Annotated in this window: 17 protein-coding genes; 8 read left to right on the top strand and 9 right to left on the bottom strand. The window is 71.5% G+C overall.

The window, feature by feature from the left end; translation table 11 throughout:
• The first annotated feature begins 6 nt into the window (after positions 1–6).
• From B1L11_RS13560 to B1L11_RS13550, 3 genes are read left to right on the top strand one after another with little or no spacing between them, the layout of a single operon-like run.
• Positions 7–1,467: an NAD-dependent succinate-semialdehyde dehydrogenase gene (locus B1L11_RS13560; protein WP_079314801.1), complete on the top strand. Its 1,461-nt coding sequence runs from the start codon at positions 7–9 to the stop codon at positions 1,465–1,467.
• On the top strand, positions 1,464–1,709 hold the full coding sequence (locus B1L11_RS13555; RefSeq protein ID WP_079314800.1) for a hypothetical protein: 246 nt from the start codon (positions 1,464–1,466) through the stop codon (positions 1,707–1,709). The genes B1L11_RS13560 and B1L11_RS13555 overlap by 4 nt, the downstream gene beginning before the upstream one ends.
• A gap of 1 nt (position 1,710) precedes the next feature.
• Positions 1,711–2,946, top strand: a complete 1,236-nt coding sequence (locus tag B1L11_RS13550; protein ID WP_079314799.1) for an iron-containing alcohol dehydrogenase — start codon at positions 1,711–1,713, stop codon at positions 2,944–2,946.
• A gap of 67 nt (positions 2,947–3,013) precedes the next feature.
• On the opposite strand, the gene B1L11_RS13545 is transcribed toward B1L11_RS13550, so the two are convergent.
• The 4 genes from B1L11_RS13545 to B1L11_RS13530 are packed head-to-tail and all read right to left on the bottom strand — an operon-like array spanning position 3,014 to position 11,118.
• The gene (locus tag B1L11_RS13545; protein WP_079314798.1) at positions 3,014–5,161 is read right to left on the bottom strand and encodes a DUF2357 domain-containing protein; all 2,148 of its coding nucleotides are present in this window, start codon (positions 5,159–5,161) and stop codon (positions 3,014–3,016) included.
• Positions 5,158–7,416, bottom strand: coding sequence for an AAA family ATPase (locus tag B1L11_RS13540; RefSeq protein ID WP_079314797.1), 2,259 nt, complete (start codon positions 7,414–7,416; stop codon positions 5,158–5,160). Before B1L11_RS13540 ends, B1L11_RS13545 begins: the two co-directional genes overlap by 4 nt.
• A gap of 7 nt (positions 7,417–7,423) precedes the next feature.
• Positions 7,424–9,025 (bottom strand): hypothetical protein, encoded by a 1,602-nt coding sequence (locus B1L11_RS13535; protein ID WP_079314796.1) that lies wholly within the window; start codon positions 9,023–9,025, stop codon positions 7,424–7,426.
• On the bottom strand, positions 9,022–11,118 hold the full coding sequence (locus B1L11_RS13530; protein ID WP_079314795.1) for a DEAD/DEAH box helicase: 2,097 nt from the start codon (positions 11,116–11,118) through the stop codon (positions 9,022–9,024). Before B1L11_RS13530 ends, B1L11_RS13535 begins: the two co-directional genes overlap by 4 nt.
• A gap of 9 nt (positions 11,119–11,127) precedes the next feature.
• On the opposite strand from B1L11_RS13530, the gene B1L11_RS46780 reads away from it, so the two are divergent.
• Complete coding sequence (locus tag B1L11_RS46780; protein WP_179155127.1) at positions 11,128–11,295, top strand: hypothetical protein; 168 nt, start codon at positions 11,128–11,130, stop codon at positions 11,293–11,295.
• Positions 11,296–11,771: 476 nt separating this feature from the next.
• Positions 11,772–12,137: a hypothetical protein gene (locus B1L11_RS45180; RefSeq protein WP_143737238.1), complete on the top strand. Its 366-nt coding sequence runs from the start codon at positions 11,772–11,774 to the stop codon at positions 12,135–12,137.
• 304 nt (positions 12,138–12,441) lie between these two features.
• On the opposite strand, the gene B1L11_RS13525 is transcribed toward B1L11_RS45180, so the two are convergent.
• The 3 genes from B1L11_RS13525 to B1L11_RS13510 form a co-directional block, all read right to left on the bottom strand.
• Positions 12,442–13,866 carry a hypothetical protein gene (locus B1L11_RS13525; RefSeq protein WP_143737237.1) on the bottom strand — a complete coding sequence of 475 codons (1,425 nt, stop codon included), beginning with the start codon at positions 13,864–13,866 and terminating at the stop codon, positions 12,442–12,444.
• Positions 13,867–13,888: 22 nt separating this feature from the next.
• On the bottom strand, positions 13,889–14,581 hold the full coding sequence (locus tag B1L11_RS13520; RefSeq protein WP_079314793.1) for a VWA domain-containing protein: 693 nt from the start codon (positions 14,579–14,581) through the stop codon (positions 13,889–13,891).
• Between the two features lie 931 nt (positions 14,582–15,512).
• Positions 15,513–16,424 carry a hypothetical protein gene (locus B1L11_RS13510; RefSeq protein WP_079314791.1) on the bottom strand — a complete coding sequence of 304 codons (912 nt, stop codon included), beginning with the start codon at positions 16,422–16,424 and terminating at the stop codon, positions 15,513–15,515.
• Between the two features lie 390 nt (positions 16,425–16,814).
• Here B1L11_RS13510 and B1L11_RS13505 point away from each other — a divergent pair, with 390 nt between their 5' ends.
• Entirely contained in the window at positions 16,815–17,429 is a 615-nt protein-coding gene (locus B1L11_RS13505; protein WP_079314790.1) for a TetR/AcrR family transcriptional regulator, read from the top strand.
• 208 nt (positions 17,430–17,637) lie between these two features.
• Here the strand turns inward: B1L11_RS13505 and B1L11_RS13500 are convergent, their stop codons facing one another.
• Positions 17,638–17,910, bottom strand: coding sequence for a hypothetical protein (locus tag B1L11_RS13500; protein WP_079314789.1), 273 nt, complete (start codon positions 17,908–17,910; stop codon positions 17,638–17,640).
• Between the two features lie 168 nt (positions 17,911–18,078).
• On the bottom strand, positions 18,079–18,678 hold the full coding sequence (locus tag B1L11_RS13495; protein WP_079314788.1) for a TetR/AcrR family transcriptional regulator: 600 nt from the start codon (positions 18,676–18,678) through the stop codon (positions 18,079–18,081).
• Between the two features lie 127 nt (positions 18,679–18,805).
• Between B1L11_RS13495 and B1L11_RS13490 the strand changes: the two genes are divergently transcribed.
• Positions 18,806–19,555 carry an SDR family NAD(P)-dependent oxidoreductase gene (locus B1L11_RS13490; RefSeq protein WP_079314787.1) on the top strand — a complete coding sequence of 250 codons (750 nt, stop codon included), beginning with the start codon at positions 18,806–18,808 and terminating at the stop codon, positions 19,553–19,555.
• 152 nt (positions 19,556–19,707) lie between these two features.
• On the top strand, positions 19,708–20,457 hold the full coding sequence (locus B1L11_RS13485; protein ID WP_079314786.1) for an SDR family oxidoreductase: 750 nt from the start codon (positions 19,708–19,710) through the stop codon (positions 20,455–20,457).
• Positions 20,458–20,489: the final 32 nt, after the last annotated feature.

Raw genomic sequence — 20,489 nt, 5'->3', positions numbered from 1 at the left:
GACGCTATGAGTGACCCGATGAACGTCCTGGCCCCCGAGCACCGGCGGCTCCGGATCGGCGACGCCTGGCGCGACGCCGCTGGCGGAGCCACCTTTGCCGTCGAGGACCCGGCCACCGGCAAGACCATCGCCGAGGTGGCGGACGCCGACGTCGTCGACGGGCTCGCCGCTCTGGACGCGGCGAGCACGGCGATGGCGGAGTGGGCGGCGACCCCGCCGCGAAAACGGTCAGAGTTGTTGACCGCGACGTACCGGGCACTGACCGAGCGATCCGAGGAGGTCGCCCGGCTGATAACGCTCGAGATGGGCAAGCCGCTCGCCGAGGCTCGGGGAGAGGTGGCCTACGGCGCCGAGTTCTTCCGTTGGTTCGCCGAGGAGGCGGTGCGCGTCGAAGGGCGCTACAACACCGCTCCCGCTGGTGGATATCGCGTGCTCACCGTGCCGAAGCCGGTCGGACCGTGCGTCTTCGTGACGCCCTGGAACTTTCCGCTGGCCATGGGTGCCCGCAAGATCGCTCCTGCGCTGGCGGCGGGCTGCACGACGATCACCAAGCCGGCCGCCCAGACGCCACTCACCATGCTCTTCCTGGCCCGCATCATGGAGGAGGTCGGCGTTCCCGCGGGCGTCGTCAACGTCGTGACAACCAAGCGTTCCGGCGAGGTGGTCTCGGCACTGCTGGCCGACCGCCGGACCCGCAAGCTGTCGTTCACCGGGTCGACCGAGGTCGGGCGCGTGCTGCTACGACAGGCGGCGGACAACGTGCTGCGCACCTCCATGGAACTGGGCGGCAACGCGGCCTTGATCGTGTGTGCCGACGCGGACCTGGACGTCGCGCTCGACGGTGCCATGGTGGCCAAGATGCGCAACATCGGGGAGTCCTGCATCGCGGCCAACCGAATCTACGTCGAGGAGCCGGTGCGCGAGGAGTTCACGGCGCGCTTCGCCAAGCGGATGGGCGCGCTCTCGGTGGGCCATGGTCTCGACGACGGCGTGGACGTCGGGGCGTTGATCGACGAGGCCTCGGTCACCAAGATCGACGAGCTCGTCGCCGACGCGGTCGATCGCGGTGCCCGTGTCCTGGTGGGCGGCGAGCGTCCGGATGGGCCGGGCCACTTCTACCCGCCCACGGTCCTCGTCGACGTGCCCGACGACGCGCGGATACTGCAGGAGGAGATCTTCGGCCCGGTGGCGCCGATCATCTCGTTCACGTCCGACGACGAGGTGATCACGAAGGCCAACGACACCGAGCACGGCCTGGCCGGATACGTCTTCACCCGTGACCTCCAGCGGGCGCTCCGGTTCGCCGAGGGGCTGGAGACGGGGATGGTCGGCATCAACCGTGGTCTGATCTCGGACCCGTCAGCTCCGTTCGGAGGCGTGAAGCAGTCCGGGATCGGCAAGGAGGGGTCGCACGAGGGCGTCCTCGAGTACCTCGACGTCACCTACGCGGCGATCGACCTACCGTGACTGGCCTGCTGCTCCGGGTGCCCGCCGAGGATCACCGCGCCCTGTGCACACATGACCTGACCGGCCTCCACCCGTGGGGCGGGACCCGGGCCATGGTCGGCACGAATCCGCCGGCACCCGGGGACGCCGTCGACTCCGCCGGTGTGCGCGCCACAGACGCGGCCGCGGCGGTGGATGGGGCGATCAGCCCTTTCGGCGCGTCCGCCCAGCACATCACCGCCGACGTTCCAGAGAGGCACTGACATGCTTGAGACCGTCCGTGGACCACGCCAGCTGATCGTGGGTGAAGGGGTCGCGCAGAACATCCCACGAGTGGTGGCCGAGTGTGGCTCGCGAGTCCTCATCGTGACCGACCGGGTTCTTCTGGGGCAGCCGGGCGTGGCCGAGATCGTGGCCGCCGTGCGGGAGAAGGTCGCAGTCGTCGGGGTGTTTGCCGACGCGACTCCGGACGTGCCACTCGCCGATGTCGCCCTGGCCGTCTCGGTCGCCGCAGAGGTGGACGCCGACGTGATCCTCGCCATCGGGGGTGGCACGGTGATCGACCTCGCCAAAATCGTCGGCGTCATCCGGCGCCACGGTGGGACGCCGCGCGACTTCTACGGCGAGTCGAAGGTGCCGGGGCCGACGATTCCTCTCGTCGCGGTCCCGACGACGTCAGGCACCGGCTCCGAGCTCACGCCCGTCTCGGTGTTGACCGACCCGGACCGCGAGCTGAAGGTGGGGGTCTCCAGCGTCCACATCGTGCCCGACTTCGCCATCGTCGACCCCGAGCTCACCTACACCTGCCCCGCGACCGTCACTGCCCACTCCGGCATCGACGCGTTCTGTCACGCGGTGGAGAGCTACACCGCGCGACCCCGGGCCCACGGACCGCGCGACCCGGTGGAGCAGGTCTTCCTCGGCCGCAACCCGATCACCGATCACTACGCGCTCCTGGCCGCGGAGCGGATCGCCCGCAGCTTACCCCGTGCCGTCAAGGACGGAGGCGACAAGGACGCGCGCGCGGACATGTCCTATGGGTCGATGCTGGCCGGGCTCGCATTTGCCCACGCGGGCACCGCGGCTCCGCACGCCCTCCAGTACCCCATCGGCGCAGCCACCCACACACCGCACGGCCTGGGCGTCGGACTGCTGCTGCCCTACGCGCTGGACGCGGCCAAGGATTCCATCAGCGACCGGTTGGCCGTCCTCGCCGGGGTGTGCGGGCTCGACGTGACCGACGCCTCGGACGCCGAGGCCGCAGATGTGTTCCTCACCTGGCTCGACGGGCTCCTTGCCGACATCGGCATCCCTCCCACATTGGCGGACATCGGCGTGGCACGCGCCGACCTCCCGCGCTTCGCGGAGATGGCCAGTGGCGTCACCCGCTTGATCCAGAACCATCCAGGCCCGGCCGACACCGCCAGCCTGACCGCGATCCTCGAAGCGGCCTGGATCGGGGACCGGACCCGACGCGTCCTGACTCCGCAGCAGAGATAGTGACGGGCCCTTCGCATGACGACGAGTTCCCTGCCCCACCCTGGGTATCGGACTTGTCGGCTACCCCTTAATGGGAGCCGCCCATTCCCAGGCCTGGCGCACGGCTGCCGCCACAGCGCGAACTGTCCGCGGAGCAGCGGGCGCAGGACTCCCGCGCGGGCTCCGGGCAGTGTCCGCAGAATGTGCAGATGTAACTGCGGGGCCTGCGCCAGCAGGGTACGGCGAGCAACTCCTGCGAGAACGTCTCGTCCAGCCGGTCGCCTTCGCCACCTCGCTGATCGGCCAGCCCCTGCACGGTCAGCACCGGATGGTTCCGTTCGCATCGCGGGCAACGGCGGGTCTCCCAGGCGGTGGAGCAGCCCTGACACTGGCAGCGGTAGGTGCCGTGGTCGCGTGGGACGAACACGGCCGGGGCGGCGGGGCGAGGGCAGACGGGGCAGTGGGTGAGCCGCGTCACCCGATCCGCGGCTTCATGCAGGTCCGCGCGCAGGCGGTTCAGTTCCTCGGTGTTGTCACCCTGGCGGCGGGCGGCGTCCGCGCGGACGCGGAGCCCGGCCAGCGCGCTGTCGAGTCGCCCGAGCTCGTACGGTGCGGGCGGGCGGATCACCGTCAGCTGACCGGCGTTCCAGACGAGCCAGTCGAACCGGGCGGCCAGGGCCTCGGCGCCCGACAGCCGGCACGGCACCGATACCGGGTAGTCCAGCATGATCCGGGCGTCCAGCGCGCTCCGCAGCGTCCGCGCGATCCTCGCCGTGCTGCCGAGATCGGTCGGGCTCACCGGGACCATCCTGGGCAGGCCGTCCGTTCCCCACGAGCTGTGGACGGCGAGACGGCGATCCAGCGGCAGCGCGGCGCGTTCCGGTCCCTCTCCCGGATACAGCACGGCCGCCGGGCCGGCGGAGGGCGTTCTCAAGGCGTCCAGGTGCCGGTCCAGGGCGGGCAGATCGCCCGTGGCGGTCAGCGCGTGCGGGACGGGCACGATCCGCAGGACGGGCTCGCCGTCGAGCAGCAGGGAGAAGGTGTCGTCGAGCTCGCGGTCGAGCCGGACCTGACGGCCGCGGTACGTGTAGGCGGGGCCGGGCTCGCCGGCGGCCGGTCCGGGCGCGTCGGGGGGAGCGAGCGCGACCTGTTCCAGCGCCCTGAGCACCAGCACGAGCGAGTAGTCCGCGAAGTCGCGGCACCAGCCCGCCAGCGCCTGGACGGGGTCGGCGGGCTTCTCGGCGCCCCGGCGGGCCGCCACCTCGGCGTTCCACAGCTGACGGCAGTTGCGGTAGCGGACGTCGTTGTCGAAGAGGTTGGTCGGGCGCAGCCGGGGAGGACCCGTGTAGGGGCCGCGCACACCCGCGCGCAGGCGAGAGGTCAGCAGCAGGGCCAGCCCGTCGCGCAGCGCCGTGAGCTCCTTGCGTCGCTGCTCGATTCGGCCGTTCAGGTCCTCGGTCATGAGCAACTCGGCGATGAAGGCGTACAGACGGTGCTTCTCCCGCCAGTCCAGGCGGGCCTCCGCCTGCTGGACCATGTCCCTGCCCTGCCGGACCATGAGGTCGATCTTGTCGATCTCGGCCAGCCTGACCTGCACGTGCCGCCAGAGGCGGTCGAGCAGGGTGGCCACCACCCGGTTCTCGTACAGGTCGTGGTCGGCCACCTGGACGGGCGTCAGCAGGCGGGCGGGCTCGACCCCGTGCATCCTGCGCGCGGCCCAGGTCTCGCTGTGCGCGGCCAGATGGACCACGGTGCGCCAGGTTATCCGCCGTGCCTTGCTGACCGGGGTCAGGACGTGCTCGGTACGCAGCCGGGCGTGCGGCTCGTGGCACGCCGCCTTGAGATGGCCGAACCGCACCCGGAGCTGGTTCTCGAGCGGATACCGGGCCAGCCGGTCCGTCACGCCGCTGACCAGGGGAGGAATGGCCGTCCACGTGCTCAGCGGCGCGTCGCGCGCCTCCGCCGCCTTCGCCGCCACGAACGCGATGCTCTCCATCACGATGGGCTCCGGCGTGGGAGCGCCGCCGAAGTCGCCCCGCCAGCGCTCGCCGCCGCGCCGCAGGGTCCAGTGTTCGTCGCCCACGGCGAGGTACGCCCGGGGAGCCAGGGTCGCACCGCCGAGGGCGAAGCCGTGCTCTCCGGGGGGAATCTGGTAGCGGCCCAGCAGGACGGTCCCCTCGGGCGCCGGCACGAGTCCGCCGGCGAGCCTGTCCCACAGCACGTCGCGGCCGCTCACAACTGCCCCATCGAACGCATCTCCTGGTCCAGAAGCCGCAGGGATTTGACCGGGGTGGTGCCGGGGAAGGCCTCGCCCCACTGGCGCGTGATGTCGTCGCGCAGCTCCCGCAGGTCGCCCGCCAGGATCTCGACGCGGCCGGAGAGCTTGCGCAGCACCTTGGTGGCCAGCAGGTGGTCGGCCGCCTCCGACACGCCGCCGCCCGCCGCGACCATGACCGGGACGAAGCTCCTGGCCTGACGTTCGAGCCGGCTGCCCCAGGACACCCCGAAGCGGTCGCGCAACTCCGCGCCCAGCCTGTCGTCGAAGAAGGTCAGCACCTCGTCGGCCGTACCGGCGTGCTTGCGCTCGGCGGCGGTGAAGGCGTCCAGCAGCGCCTTCAAAGAGACCGATGCGAAAGGCCGGCTCTCGCCCGGTTCGAAGCGCCTCGGCTTGGACGGCAGCTCCAGCACGTGGGCGCGGTCGTAGGTCTTGTCCGCGAACCTGAGCGTGGTCTCGTCGTGGTTGGCGGTGCCCACGAACCAGACGTTGCCGGGCAGTTCCAGCGCGCGGCCGCCGTGCAACAACGCGGGCGCGGGGGAGACGGGGGCGGTCATCAGCGGGATGACCGGCCGCTCGGCGGGGTCGCCCTCCTTGCGCTCCAGCGCCGACAGCAGATCGCTGAAGTACTGCTCGGGGTGCGACAGGTTCATCTCGTCGAGTACCACGAAGAAGGGCTTCTCCCTGAACAGCGGCAGTTGCGCCCTGTACAGGCTCTGCGTGAACTCCGACTCGTAGAACTTCCGCTCGAACGCGTTGTAGTAACCCAGCAGGTCCTGCGGGCTGCGCCATTCGGCGGCCACCGCGACCGTCTCCCGCCCGGCGCCGATGATCTGCGCGAACGCCTCTGGCAGCCGGGTCTTGCCGATGCCGCTGATGCCCTGCAGCAGGTGCAGCCTGCTGGCCGCCAGCCCGGCGACGAAGCAGCGCAGATCGCTCTCGGAGTAGTACAGGCCCAGGTCCAGGGCCATACGGCCGCGCACTCTGGCCACGAAGTCGCGCAGCCGTACCGGCTCGTCGTCCAGTTGCGGGCGCAGCCGGTAGTCGGGGTCGTCGTCCATCGCGGAGCAGGCGGGGAAGGGCGGGCTGTCCTTGGTCAGGTTCTGCATCTGCTTGAGCAGCGCGGACTGGTGGTCGAGCTCCTTGGCCAGCGCCTCGTTCTGCCGCCTCAGGGCATCGTTGATCATCGCGGCGTTCTGCCGTTCGGTGGTGGAGATCGCCGCCGCGGCGACGTGCCGGCGCAGCTCGGCGTTCTCGCGTAGCCACTCTTCACGCTCGATCCGCAGATCGTGGCAGCGCGCCTCCAGCTCGGCCAGGCGTTCCTCCGACGCGACGGGGTGGGCCGACGCGGCGGCCCGCAGCTCCCGGTTCTCGGCCCGCAGCCGGCGCAGCTCGGCGGCCGCCTCCGGGACGGACCGCCCCAGCTCCACGGACGCGGCCTCGTGCCGGGCCAGCTCGGCGGCCCGGCGCTCGGCCAGCTCCCGCATGGCCTCCGACTGCCGCTGGTGGTTGCGTGCGTGGTGACGGGCCAGCTCCAGCTCCCTCTCCAGCTGGACCAGCCGGTCCCTCATCCGGTCGTCCACCTCCTGATCCAGATGCTCCTGCCGGGCGTTCAGGCGGCGGTCGAGCCGCCGCTGCTCGAGTTCCTTGGCATCCATGCGCGCTTCCCGGCGGTCCAGCTCGGCGGCCCTGTCGAGCAACGCCTTCTCGCGCTGCGCGTACCGGGCATCGTGCTCGGTCTCCATCGCGCGCAGCCGCTCGTCGAACTCCTTGCGGCGTTCGTCCAGCTCCTCGCGGAGCAGGCCGAGCTGCCGCTGCCGGTAGCCGGCGAAGTCGCGCTTGGCCTCCTCCTCCAGAGCGAGCAGGTGCGCCTGGCGCTCGGCCAGCCGCTTGTCCAGCTCATCGGCCGCCTCCGTACGCTCCCGCAGCTCGGCCCGCTCCTGCGCCAGCGTGGCGGTGGCCTTCTCCAGCTCCTCGGTCTTCTTGTCGAGCACGGCGGCCCGCTGGTCGGCGTGCCTGCGGGCGGCCTCCGCCCGAGCGAGGGCGCGCCGCAGCCGATCGGCGTCCACCTCGCCGGTCACGTCGGAATCCGAAATCGGCTCGTCGCCCGTATCCAGCTCTTCCGCCGCCGTCACGAGCTCGTCGGCGCCCTTGGCCGGCGTGGCCGCCCTCTCGGGGGCGGCGCCGGCACTGTGACGCCTGTTGCGCTTCGACATCGATCCGTCAGTTCCTTTCGGGGGAGGGCGGGGGCATCGAGACGACGAGACGGGCGGCGTCCATCGCCAGCTCGCGGCACCAGTCGATGTCGTCCTCGACCGTGGCGTCCCGGGTGGCGTGGGTCCCGCGGTTGCGCAGCAGGCGCAGCTCGTCCAGGTGGGTGAGGACCTTCGGCCGGGCGCGTGCGAGGTCGCGCAGCGGGTGCCTGGAGCGGTGCGGGCTGTTGGAGTCGGCGGCGGCGATCAGGATGAAGGGGGTCAGCTCGTTGACGTAGCCCCGCTCCGGCGGGGTCAACCGCCCGGCGGAACCGTGGGCGGCGATGTCGCCGACCTGCCTGCCGAGGTAGACGCCGGGCAGACCGTCCAGCCCGACGTCCCTGGCCGCCGCCCGCAGCGCCGCTCGTACGACTCCCGTGGAGACGGTCCGCTCGCCCACCGCCCAGCTCGGGCGGTCGGGCGGCGGGAACTCGGCCGCCAGGCGACGGAACAGGTACTCGTAGAGCCGGTATGCCTCGCGCGCCACCGTCTCCACGCCCGACTCGCCGCCGCGAGCGGCCGCCTCCTCCATTCCCAGCAGCAGCTTCAGCGCCTCCGGCCGGCGCCGCAGCTCGGGCCCGAGCCGGCGCACCAGCCGGGGCTCGGCGTTGCGCCTGACCGCCTGCTCGGCGGCCCGGTAGTTCTCGGCGTCCCGTGCCGCGGCCGCGTCGGACGCGCCGGCCACCGCTGCGGCCAGCGCCGGATCGGCCCGTACGCGCTCGGTCAGCAGGGCCTGCGCCGTCGGGTCCGGGTCGAGCCCGAACGGGTCGCACGCCCGGGGACCCCCGCCCACCTCGTCGTTCCCGGTCACCCAGAGCAGGAGGTATTCGGGCGTGGGCTCGCCGATTCGGAGCACCCGTTGCACGACGGCCTCGTGCGGCAGCCTGATCTCGCCGGCCAGCGCCCCCAGATCCTCCTCCGCCAGGTACGCGGACGGGTTGCGGCCGCCGCGCTCGTCGGTGAGCCGGTCGACCCGCCGGGCCAGCTCGGCCTTCCGCTGCCCCGCGACGGCGTCGATGATCTCCTGGGCGGTGGGAGTGCGGGCCCGCCGCGGCTCGGCGGTCACCACGTGGGCGGAGATCGGCCGGGGTGAGCCGGCGGTGTTGAGCCGCAGTTCGGCGGTGGTGTCCCTGACACCGTGCACCCGGTGGAAGCGCAGGTCCGCGGCGGCCCGCGGCCACAGCCGTTCGGTCCACGGGTCCTGGAAGACGTGGGTGACGACGAGTTCCGGCTCCTCGCCGAGCCGGCTGGTGGCCAGAGTGCGCGTGCCCGCCTCGGTCGGCACGCCGTACCGGTCGATCTGCCCGCTGTCGCGCAGCTGCCGCAGCACGTGCGCGCAGAGCTCCGGGCTCTGGTGGATGTGCGCGGCGATCTCGTCGTGCTGCCTGATCCCCGCCTGGCAGAGGGCGAGTACGACCTTCTCGATGATGTCGAGGTGGCGCACGCGCACCACGGGCGCGGTGACCCGGTAGACCAGCACGGGCCAGCACAGGAAGAGCAGGTCTCCGGAGTCGGGCGGCTGCCGCAGGCGGAGGACGCCACGACGGATCTGGAACCGGATCTCCGCGCTCACCGCTCGCCTTCCGCGTGCGGAGCCAGCACGATCCCGTGCCGCGACCGGCAGAGCGCGTGGAAGTCCTTCAGCGGACCGACGGCCTCGGGTGCCAGGGGCGAGGTGAACATCGCGTCGTCTCCGACGACCACCAGCAGCCGCTGCTGCCTGCTCATGGCCACGCACAGCCGGTTGGCCAGCATGAGGTGCCCGTACGCGCGGCGGGCCCACTGCTCGTACTTGGCGTGCTTGGGGTGCTCCGGCCGGGCCTGGGCCGGATCCAGCGCGGGCGGCCTGCTCGACCGGGTGGTCGACAGCAACACGACGTCGAACTCCTTGCCCTGGAAGGCGTCCACGCTGCCGACCTGGAGACGGTCGCGTTCCCGCCCCTCGCCGTCCCGCCGCAGCCGCTCGACCGGCTGGAACCCCGAGCCGGAGCGCTCGGCCAGCCCCTCTTCGACCAGCTTCTCCCAGATCAGCCGGACCTGGGCGCTGTAGAAGGCGATGACGCCGAAGGTGAGGTCCGGCCGGTCGAAGACATGTCGCCGCAGCTCCCGCACGACGGCCTCGGCCTCGGCCGTGCGCGACTTGCTCTGCCCGCCGTGCTCGCCGCCGGCCTGGTGCGGCACCCGCAGCCAGGCGGCCGGGCGGCCCTGATACCGGTCCAGGCCGTGTGCGAAAGCCTCGGCCGGGCGCGGGGACTCCAGGTTGTCGCCGTAGAAGGCGTGCCCGACGAAATCCCCGAGCACCGGGTGCATCCGGTACTGCCGCCGCAGCCGCACCGCCCGCCGTGTGCCGGGGGTGTGGTCTCCGCCGTGCAGCATGTCGAACATCCGCCCGAAGAGGCTCTCGTGCAGCCTCGCCAGCTCGTTGCCGGCGTCGGAGCGCAGCTCGTTCTCCACGTCCGGCTCCAGCATGTGCGGCAGCTGGTTCTGGTCGCCCACCAGGATCACCCGGTCGGCGGCCAGGGTGAGCGGGATCAGCAGGTCCAGTGGGTTGGCACGGGCCGCCTCGTCCACGATGACGGTGTCGAACAGCCGCTCGCCGTCCTTGGCGTCCTGCACCGCCGGGGAGTCGGCCTGCTGGCAGGTCGTGCCCAGCGAGGTGGTGTAGAGGCGGAGGGTGGCCAGCACGGCCTCCGGATCGCCTTCCAGCTCCTCCAGGTACTCCAGCAGGGCGGTGTGCACGCCCTCCGCCCCCGTACGACGCCCCTTGTCGAGGTCGTCCACGATCTCGTTGAGCAGGTTCACGACGTCCTCCCTGGCCGCCGGTCGGAACAGCCGGTCGGCGCGGTCGGTGAGCCGGTCCAGCAGCTCGTCGCGTACGGCCGACAGCTCGGCCAGGGCCGGGAACGGCCCTTCGCCCGCCCAGTCGGCGGCCCGGTTCAGCACCTCGATGTGCCTGGCGTCGGCGACGGGCGAGCGGGACAGCTGCTCGATCGCGGCGGCGGCCATGAGCGGGCCGTCGTCGCCGAAGGACACCTGCTCGCAGCGGATGCCGCGGACCGCCCGCAGCGTGCTCTCGCGCCGGTGGTCGGCCTGGAATCCCGCCATGTGTTCCGACACCCGCAAGTCGGTGACGAGTCGTTCCAGCCGGTCGGCCAGCTCGTCCGACGCCAGCCCGGCGATCTGTACGGCGACGCGTTCCAGGCGGCGTACCAGCTCGTCGACGGGGACCGGGGCCAGGCAGTATTCGGCCGTCTGCCTCGCCACCTCGCGCATCGCCATCGACCGACGGCCGTCCGGGGTGGCGCCCACCTGTTCGCGCAACGCGCGGACGGTGGCCAGGCGCCAGTTCTCGATGTGCGCCGTGGAGCCGCGTCCCTGCGAATCGATCTTTATGGACGGCAGGTCCCAGACCTTCGACCGCTCGATCATGTTGTCGACCGCCGCGTGCTGGTAGCTGGTCAGCAGCATGCTGCGGCTGACGGTGGCGTGGCCGAGGCCCTCCTCGGCCAGCCGCACCTGGATGGCGGCGATGAGCTGGGTCTTGCCGGTGCCGGGCGGGCCCTGGATGACCGCGACGTCGGGAGTGTTCAGCGCGGCCTCCAACGCCATGCGCTGCTCGGCGTTCGGCTCGCCCGAGGCGAAGCACTTCGCCGCGCCCGCGGACATCGCCTTCAGATGCCGCCGCGGCCTGCCCCGCTCGGGGACGCCCTGGAGCAGCGCGAGCAGTTGCGGCAGCGGGACGCGGCCGCTCAGCAGCCGTTTCAGCGCCCGGTCGCGCCGGTCGAGCCGGCGCCGGTCGCCCCGGACCGCGGCGTGCAGGGAATCCCTCCTTCTCCGGCCTGACCGGGCCCTCGTCGTCCCCCCTGCGCCGGATCATGCGCAGGTCCAGCAGCCGTGCCTCCACGTCGACGTGGACGACCGCGCCGATGAGGTTGCCCCGGACCGGTTCCAGATCGAGCAGGCCGGCGCTCTGATCGTGGTCGAGACGGGCGGCGCCGCCGAGCAGTTCGGGCAGCTGAACGGTGCACTCCAGCTCCACCTCGTCGCCCGCGACGACGTCCTCGCGCAGCCGGGCCAGGAGCTCGTCATGGCCGCCCGCGACGCCGAACCGTACGACGTCCTCGGAGTCGCCGAGGTAGGACCAGCCCGCGTACTTCAGGTAGCCGAACTCGCACAAGCGGCGCAGCGCGTACCTGTTCTCCATCTCGTGATAGCGGCGCCACAGGCCCATGAACGTCTGCTCGCCCTCGTCACCGGCCAGCCGCGCCAGCTCCTCGCGCATCCCGCGCCTGAGCCCTGCCTTGACCGTCGCGCTGACGATGTCGATCCGTCCGTGGACGAGCGCGACCCGTTCGTGGTCGCGGGCCGCGTGGACCTCCCTGTGGACACCGCGCAGCCGCCACTCGCCCTGCTCCTGCCGGAGTGTGGCCACGATGCCGTCGCCGATGAGCCGGCAGGAGACCGGAGCGGTCATGTCCTGCCCGGGCGCCACCAGCGCGATCAGACGGCGGGTGGCGGGTTCGCCGTCCACGGCTGCCGGGCCGGGCTCCACGGGATGCAGCAGGCGGCGCTGGAGCCAGCTCAGCGCTCCGCCCCGCTCGCGCACCTGCTCGGAGCCCGCGATGCGCCTGGCGGAGTCCAGCGCGGCCTCGTCCGCCCCGATTCTCAGCTCACCCCACGCGTAGCGGCCGGCGATCTCGTGAACGCGCAGGCGCAGCCGGCCGCGCGGGTCCACGTCGTCCACGACGGCGACGACGTGCCCGCCCTCGGTCACCACGGCACGCAGCGCGTCCTCGTCCTGCCGGGTCGGGCAGGTCACGGGGTGCTCTCGGACGGAGCCGTCAGCCAGCGGGTACGTCGCCATGAGGACGGAGCCCAGTCGTTCCAGCGCGATCTCCCTGCCGCGCAGACCGTCGGGACGCAGCCCGGCCGGCAGCCGCACCCGGGCGAACGTCGCCGGGCCGGGCAGCACCTCGACGAGGGACCTCATCATGCCTCCGTCCGGGGCAGCAGGATCCGCAGGAGGCGGTGCGGCTCCGCCGGCGGGCCGAAGTGGACGGTCCAATCGGCGGTGTCGTTCAGGTTCAGCGGCCAGATGTCGCCGGGATCCAGCGGCACATCGCTGCGGGCACGGCGGTTGACCATCCACACGGGGTGCCGTCCCACGCGGTGGATCAGCACCCGGCGGCCGCCGTCCCAGTTCAGGTCCACCAGCGGCTCGCCGGGGTCGGTCGCGATGCCGGACGGCCCGCGATCGAGACAGAGCAGGCCGGTACGGGCCCGTACGGTCTGGGGCTGCCCGGAAGCGAGGATGATCGACCGAAGCCGTTCGGTCTCGGCCTCGTCCGGGATCTCGGGCGCCTTTCCCGCGGGGAGGTACCCGTGCAGGTCGCACCGGAGGACCGGCGGGCGGCTCTCCCGGCGGCACCAGGGACACCCGGTCATCGCAGCGTGGTAGGTCCCGCCGCAGCCCGGGCAGGCGATCATGAGGAGGGCCGCCTGATCGAGCTTGTCGTGCCAGTCCCGCATCGACGGCCGCCGCTCGGGCCGGTGCAGTCCCTCCTCGAACGTCTGGGCGGCCAGCCGCCGCAGGCCCTTGGTCAGGGCGATCTGCCTGCTCAGGCCCTGGCTGCTGCGGTTGCGGTCGTCTGTCTGGTGGTCGATCCAGGGAAGTCTGCCCCGGAACGCGTCGACCTCCAGGCCGGCATCGCGGTCGACCATGTCGCCGATGAAGGGATGGGTCAGCGCCAGCGTGTGGAAGGCCAGGACGGCGAAGGCGAAGACATCCGTGAGGCTGTCCGGCCCCGCCTGGCCGGTGAGCAGCTCCGGAGCCGCGTAGTCCTCGGTGACGTACGCGGCGTCCGGCAGCCGGGCCTGCACCGAGAGGTTGTCGGGGTCGATCAGCCAGACCTGGTCGTTCTCGCTGCGCGCCGACACCAGGACGTTGCCGGGCGAGACGTCACCGTAGGCCAGCCCCTTGCTGTGGATCCGATCGAGCGCCTCGGCGGCCCGGGCGAGCAGCCGCAACCTCCGGCGCAACCCGCCCGTGGCGTGGAACCACTCCGCCTGCCTCTCGTGGGGGACCGCGATCAGGGTGCCGATGCCGGTCATCTCGGCCAGCAGCTCCATCGTGTAGCCGATGTCGTCGCCGACGAGAAGCGACAGCGGCCGCGCGATGGGGACCCCGCTCAGGTCGAACCGCCGGACGGCGGCGATCCTGAGCCGGAGGTCGTCGCCCGCGCCGGACTCGACGAACTTGACCGCCGCCTGCCCTCCCTTCAGGGACCAGACCGTGCCCTGGCCGCCGCTGCCGATCTCCTCGCACAGCTCCAGAGCCTCGCCGCGGTCGTCGCGCACGATGTCGCCGGGCCGGTGCGAGCGCCTCACCCGTCTGCCGGGCGGTGGTACGCGCACGTCACTCCTCACTCGTAGGCGGTCAGTCGCTCAGGTCGGCCAGCTCGTCGGGGTCGAACACGGACACGTCGTCGGGCCTGGCGCTGCTGACGCGGATGCTCATGCTCCGCGTGATGTACCTGAAGATCTCCGGCACCCGGTCGGCCTCCTCCGCCCGTATCACCGGATACATCGGGTCGGCGACGAACGCCTCCAGGACCCGGTACGCCGTGGAGCCGACCTCCGGCCCGATCGCGACCGCGAGCCGCAGGGCCTTCTTGCCCGCCGGGCAGGCCAGCAGGCCCTCCAGCTGCGGCTGCCATCGGGTCGTCGGCCTGCCGTCGGAGATCAGCACCAGGGTCGAGCTGTAGGAACGGGCGGGGGTCAGCTCCTCGTCCTCCAGCACCTGCCGCGCCAGCTCGAACGCCTCGCCCATCGGCGTGCCGCTCGGGCCGCCCACCGCGTTCATGTTCGTCCAGTCGAGCGAGGCCGCGGGCACGGGCCGCTGGTGGAGCGCCGCACCCTGCCCGCCGAACGTGATCACTCCTACGGTGATCTCGCCTCGCGGCGACCGCTCCTCGGCGAAGGCGCGGATCATGCTGCCCATCGCCAGGTTCAGCGACTCCATCTTCGCGTGTTCGGCCATGCTCCCGCTGACATCCGCGAGGACGAGCACCGGCAGAGGCCGCGGCCGCCGCACAGACGCGAACGGCGTCCCGGCATGGTCGTCCATCATGAAAACAGATCTCCCTCCGGCGCAGGAAAATACGGAGCCTTGCAGGATTTCTGTCAAGCAACGAAAAGTCAAGCGAATAGAAAATGCCGCTATGAATTACGCTTTTTGCGGCTTATCGCGAAGATTGTCCATATCTGTCGGGCGCTCCGTCGCGCTGCTGGCCGGGGCGCTGGTTTTAGGGACGGTCCGATCGGCCTGGGCCGGCGCTTCAGGCTGGAGCGATGCTTACGGCGACGGCCGCGCGAGCGTTCCGGCGGATCGCTCGACGATCAAAGTCTGCGACGGCAGGAAGGGGCAACGTGGCCTACAAGAGAGCCGGTTGATGCCGCACTCCACGGCGTGGCGCTGGGCGTGGATCTGGGGGCCGAAGGCAGGCGGCCGGCCGAGCTCGCCACGTCTCACCACGAACGATCATGCAACCGCACCAGCCGAGATCATTTGTCAGACAGGCTCTAACAGCGGCGGCGGTGTGGCGCTGAGAGCGGGTACGGCGCGGTCCGGTGTGCGGCGGGCGGCCCGAGCCTCTGCCGGCCGGGACCGCCCCCCAGGCCGCACGCCCGGACGGCGGGCGGGCGACGGGCCGAGCTATGGCGCCGCCTTGATCCCTATAAGGATTCGGCAGCACAATCGGTGGCCACAGGCCTGTGACGGCGCTGCGGCGTTCGAGGAGGATGACGTCGCGCCAGTGGTCGTGGTGGTGGCCGATGTGGTGGCGAATGCCGACGACGCGGAAGCCGGCCTTCTCGTGGAGGCGCAGGCTGGCCGTTTTGGGGCTGGGGCCACGTTCGGGAGCGAAGCGCCGGCATCGCGCGCTCACCGACGACGAGTAGGCCGGAGCGCGTGCCGACGCGGGCCGGGAGCGGCCGGAGAGCCGATGTCCGGCCCGCTGGCCGGCGGAGCGCGACGGCGGCCGCGGTGACGGCAGCCGCCGTCAGCGCCGCTGCAGCTTCGCGAGCAGCAGGTTCGAGTCGTTCCCGACTAGGTTGGCGCCGTTGGTCACATAGGCCCGATTTCCTTGGATGGCGACGGCCGTGGTCCCCTGCATGCCGTCCTGGGCGTCCAGCAGGGTTTCGTGGGTGCCGTCCGCGTCCACCCGTACGAGCTTGCTGCTCTGGTTGATCGCGGCGAGGATCTCGGTGCCCTGACCGGTGAAGTCGAAGTCGTCGATGCCCTCCAGCCCCGTGGCCCGGACCTCGGCGCGGCCGGAGCCGCCGCTCTTGGTCAGCGGGATGCGCACGATGGTGCCGTGGTCGGAGTTGCTCGCCCACACGGCGCCGTCGTGGATCTTCATGCCGTTGGCGCCGAAAAAGGCGCCGGGCGCCAGGACTGGGTCCGCCGACCACACGGAGGCCTCGCCGCCGCGCAGCGGGGCCTGCCAGATGCGCCCGCCGGCGGAGTCGGTGACCAGGAAGCGGTCCCGCTTGCCGTCGATGACCAGTGCGTTCGGCATGGTGTCGGCAGGCAGCGGCACGACGAGCCGGGGTTCACCGGAGCGACGGACCTGCCAGATCCCGGTCAGCCCGCCCTGGCCGGAGGAGTAGAGGAAGTACACGGCGCCGCTGTCCGACCGGGCGACCCCGGTGACCACGGGGTCCCCGATGACTGGAGTGGTGCCGCCGCCACCCGGAGGTAGCGGCATGGTGACGAGCACCTGGACGGCCCCGTCCTGCGCGACCCGCACCACCTGGCGCCCTGGGATCATGCCGATGATCGCGCCGCCGCCGGGCTCCAGGGCGATGCTCTCGGCGGCCTGGCCCGCGGCCCGGTCGAAGTGGGCGAGGACGCGCACGTCGCCCAGGCGGGTGCCGGCAGCGTGGCCGGGGTGCGTCGCAGTGGTGGCCAAGGCCGCGGTCGGGGCCGGGGTCGCGAGGGCCGCCGGGGCCGCGGTACCCGCGGTGAGCAGGACGGTGAGGCCGAACGTGGCGGCGCGCCCCCCGGAGCCCGGTGGGTCGGTGGAGGGACATGGTTTTCCTTTCGGTTGTGCGGGATGGGGAGGGTCCCGGCGCTCGGCGTGCTGCGCAAGCGCGATCGCGTCGGCGGAACGCCGACTCAGGGATGTGGGCGGTGGTCGGGCGTCCAGCACAGGGAGCTGGATGGGTGGGATGGCGGACACGCTTCGATCGTCACCTCTCCGCCGAAGACTGTATCGCCCAGTACAGACAGGTCTACCACAAACTGTATCGTCGAGTACAGGACGTCTGTACTATGAGATACAGACACCGGAGGAGGCTCCATGGGACACACGCCGACCACCGCGCGGGGCCGCGCGACCCGAGAGCGCATCCTCGATTCGGCAGCAGACCTCATCCAGCGGCACGGCGTCGCGGCGGTGACGCTTGACGATGTCGAACGCGCCGCGGGGGTCGGCCGTAGCCAGCTCTACCACTACTTCGAGGACCGAGACGATCTCATCCGCTCCGTGGTTCATGCCACCGTGGACAGGGTGTTGGCCGCGCAGGAACCGCTGCTCCTGAAGGTCGACTCGCTGGCTGGCATCGACCGCTGGTTCGACGCGATCGTGGCCAACGGGACGCGGCAGGACGCGGTGGGCGGCTGCGCGATCGGTTCGTTGGCCAGCCAGCTCAGCGGCCAGGACGACCTCACCCGGCAGGCGTTCGTGGACGCCTTCGCGCGCTGGGAGGCCCCCCTCATCGCGGGCCTGCGCCGGATGCAGGAGTCGGGCGAGTTGCGCCCGGACGTGGACGTGACGGAGCTGGCCGACCTCACCATGGCCGCAATCCAGGGCGGCCTCCTGCTGGCCCAGATCCGCCGTACACCGGACCAGCTTCGTCATGCCCTGCGCGGCGCGCGAGCGGCGTTGAAGGACGCGCTCACCTCCCCGCCCTGAACGCGGTCCACCTGCCGCTCAGCGTGGGCGACCCACCACGCCGACTGCTACGTCACGGCCAGGGGCACCGTCGGGAGCAGAGGGCCGTGATGAGGTGGGCTCCGGAGGTGACGATGGCCGCGCATCGAGTCGGGCCTTCGTCGTGGTGGCGGGTCGGTGGTGTCGGGGGTACTCGAACGCCATCCGGCGCTAATGAGGTTCCCGCTGATCAGCGAGCCGCCGCGGAGAACAGGCTGCCCATCACACCGTGCCGTGGCCGGTGCATGTCATCGATGCTGTCGGCGCCCGCGACCATGCCGCCCACCAGCGACATCACCTTCGCCGCGGGGAAGGCGCCCGGGCCGTCCTTCGAGACCGGCAGACGGACGCACTCCCCGACCAGCACAGGCAGACCGCACCGCTCGGCCAACCACGCCACCGACTCGCGGCCGCCGTGCGCGATCAGGTTCCGGTTGTCGAATGCGGACGAGACCGCCGCCACGGCATGGGAAGGTTCCATCTTGGAAGTGCCTGGCGGATCGTGCCTGATGGTGGCTCTAGAGAAACCCCATCATCGCAGGTCATAAGGCCCTTCTCCGTTCCCCTAGAAACTGTCCCCAGACATCAAGCCGGTGGATCAGGGGTCAACCTCGCCGGGATTGCACGGTGTTCAAGCGCGAAGGGCGTCGATCAGGGCATCGACGGCGGCGAGCGCGGCGGCCGTGTCGAGTCCTGTGCGGGAGACCAGGGAAAGGCCCTGGACGGTGAACAGCAGGAGTTGCGCCTGGGCCTCGGGGGTGGCGGCCTGGGTGACCTCGCCGCTGGCTTGCGCGCGCCGCAGGGCGTCGGCGACGATCTGGGTGAAGCGGGCGTGCGAGCGGGCGACGATTTCGTGGGCCTCGGCATCCTGCGGAACGAGTTCGGCGGTGGTGTTGCCGATCATGCACCCTTGCGGGCTGCCGACGTCGGAGGCGTACTCCTGTGCCCGGGCCGGGTTGGCGAGCACCTCGCGCAGCGCCGGCAGCACCGGCCCGGCCTCCAGCGCCGTGATCAGCTGGCGCTCGTAGGTGTCCCAGTACAGCTGGACCGCCGCCAGGTAGAACTGCCGCTTGTCGCCGAAAGCGCCGTACAGGCTGCCCCGCTCCAGGGCCAGCGCGTCGACGAGGTCCTGAACGGAGGTCGCTCCGTAGCCCCGGGACCAGAACAGCAGGAGCGCGCGCTCCAGGGCCTGGTCTTTGTCGAATGCGCGGGGGCGTCCTGTCCGTGCCACGTCCCCAGGTTAGGACTTTTTGACCGCTCGCACAAAAAGCCGTACGGTGAGGGCTGACCGACTTATTGAACGATCACACAGAAGTCGGTGGCGCGCGAGCGTGCCAGCGGACGAGAGGCAGGACCACATGGACTTCGAGGGAAAGACGGCGCTGATCACCGGATCGGGCGCCATCGGCGGGCTCGGGCACGCGACAGCGAGGATCCTCGCCGCCGGCGGGGCCAACGTGATCATCACCGGCACCGACCCGGGCCGCGGCGCCCAGGTCGTGGACGACGTGCGGGGGAGCGCGGCCGGCTCCGCCGGCACCGTGCGTTTCATTCCCGCCGACCTGGCCGACCCGCAGGCCGTGCAGCGGCTGGCCGAGGACGCCGGGACGGTGGACATCCTCGTCAACAACGCGGGCGTCGTCCCCTTCAGCGCGACCGCCGACCAGGACATCGCCGCCTACGACGCCGCCTTCGCGGTCAACGTGCGCGCGCCGTTCGTCCTGGTCGCCCGGCTCGCACCGAAGATGGCCGCCCGCGGGGGCGGCAGCATCGTCAACGTCAGCTCCACCGCGGCCGGCCTGGGCATGCCGCCTATGGCGGTCTACGGTGCCACCAAGGCGGCGCTTGAGTCCCTGACCCGCACCTGGGCGGCCGAGTTCGCCGCCTCGAACGTGCGCGTCAACGCCGTGTCGCCGGGCCCGATGACCACCTCCAAGGTGGTGGCGGCCATGGGCCCGGACCTCGGCGGCATGGGACTGACGACCGCGCTCAAGCGCGCCGCCGACCCCGCCGAGGTCGCCCAGGTCATCGCCTTCATCGCCGGCGACCGGGCAAGTTACGTAACCGGTGCCGTCGTGGCCGCCGACGGAGGCCGGACCGCCATCTGACCCCGAACGCGCCGGCCAGGGCCAGGTCCGCAGCGAGGAAGCCGCCGGCCTCTGGCGGGTGCCCCGTGATGACGGGGATGGCCCGTCATCGTTGCCAGAACCACCGTTACCAGAATCACGCGCCTTTGGCGCGAGTGAGGAAGATGAGTTCAATGGGTCGTCTTGAGGGAAAGCACGCACTGATCACAGGCGGGACGGGCGGCATCGGGCTGGAGACCGCCCGCGAGTTCCTCGCCGAGGGAGCGGCTGTCGCGATCACCGGCCGCTCGCGGGAACGGCTGCAGGAGGCCGCCCGGCAGCTGGACGGCCCGCTGCTGCCCATCGTCAGCGACGCCGGCGACGTGCCCGGCCAGGCGGCGCTCGCGGCGCGGCTGCAGGAGGAGTGGCCGAAGCTCGACATCGTGATGAGCAACGCCGCCGACGTCACCCATCTCCCGATCGAGGAATGGACCGAGGAGGCGTTCGACAGGCTCGTCGCCACCAATCTCAAGGGACCGTTCTTCCTGATCAAGGCCTTGCTGCCGCTCTTGTCACGGCAAGCTTCGGTCATCCTCGTCGGCTCTGTCTCTGCTTTCATCGGGCATGAGAACGCGGCGGTCTACGGTGCCGCCAAGGCAGGCCTGCTGTCCTTTTCCCGCGGGCTGACCTATGAGCTGAAGGACCGGGGTATCCGGGTCAACGGGCTGAGCCCGGGGCCGACCCTTACGGACACGTTCAAGTCGCTTGGCCCCGAGCGACAGGCCGCCATCTACGACGAACTCCGGCAGACCGTGCCCCTGCATCGCATCGGCACCGCCACCGAGCTGGCGAAGGCAGCTGTCTACCTCGCCTCTGACGAGTCCGCCTACACCGCCGGCACCGTCCTGCGCGTCGATGGCGGCATCGGAGAACTCGCCTACTAACCTCGATTCGTCGGCTGCCCCTGGCCTGGGCC

It is taken from the genome of Microbispora sp. GKU 823, assembly GCF_002027145.1.
GTDB classification, from domain to species: Bacteria; Actinomycetota; Actinomycetes; order Streptosporangiales; family Streptosporangiaceae; genus Microbispora; species Microbispora siamensis.
The sequence above is the reverse complement of the archived record's forward strand: the minus strand, read 5'-3'. Positions and strand labels throughout refer to the sequence as shown.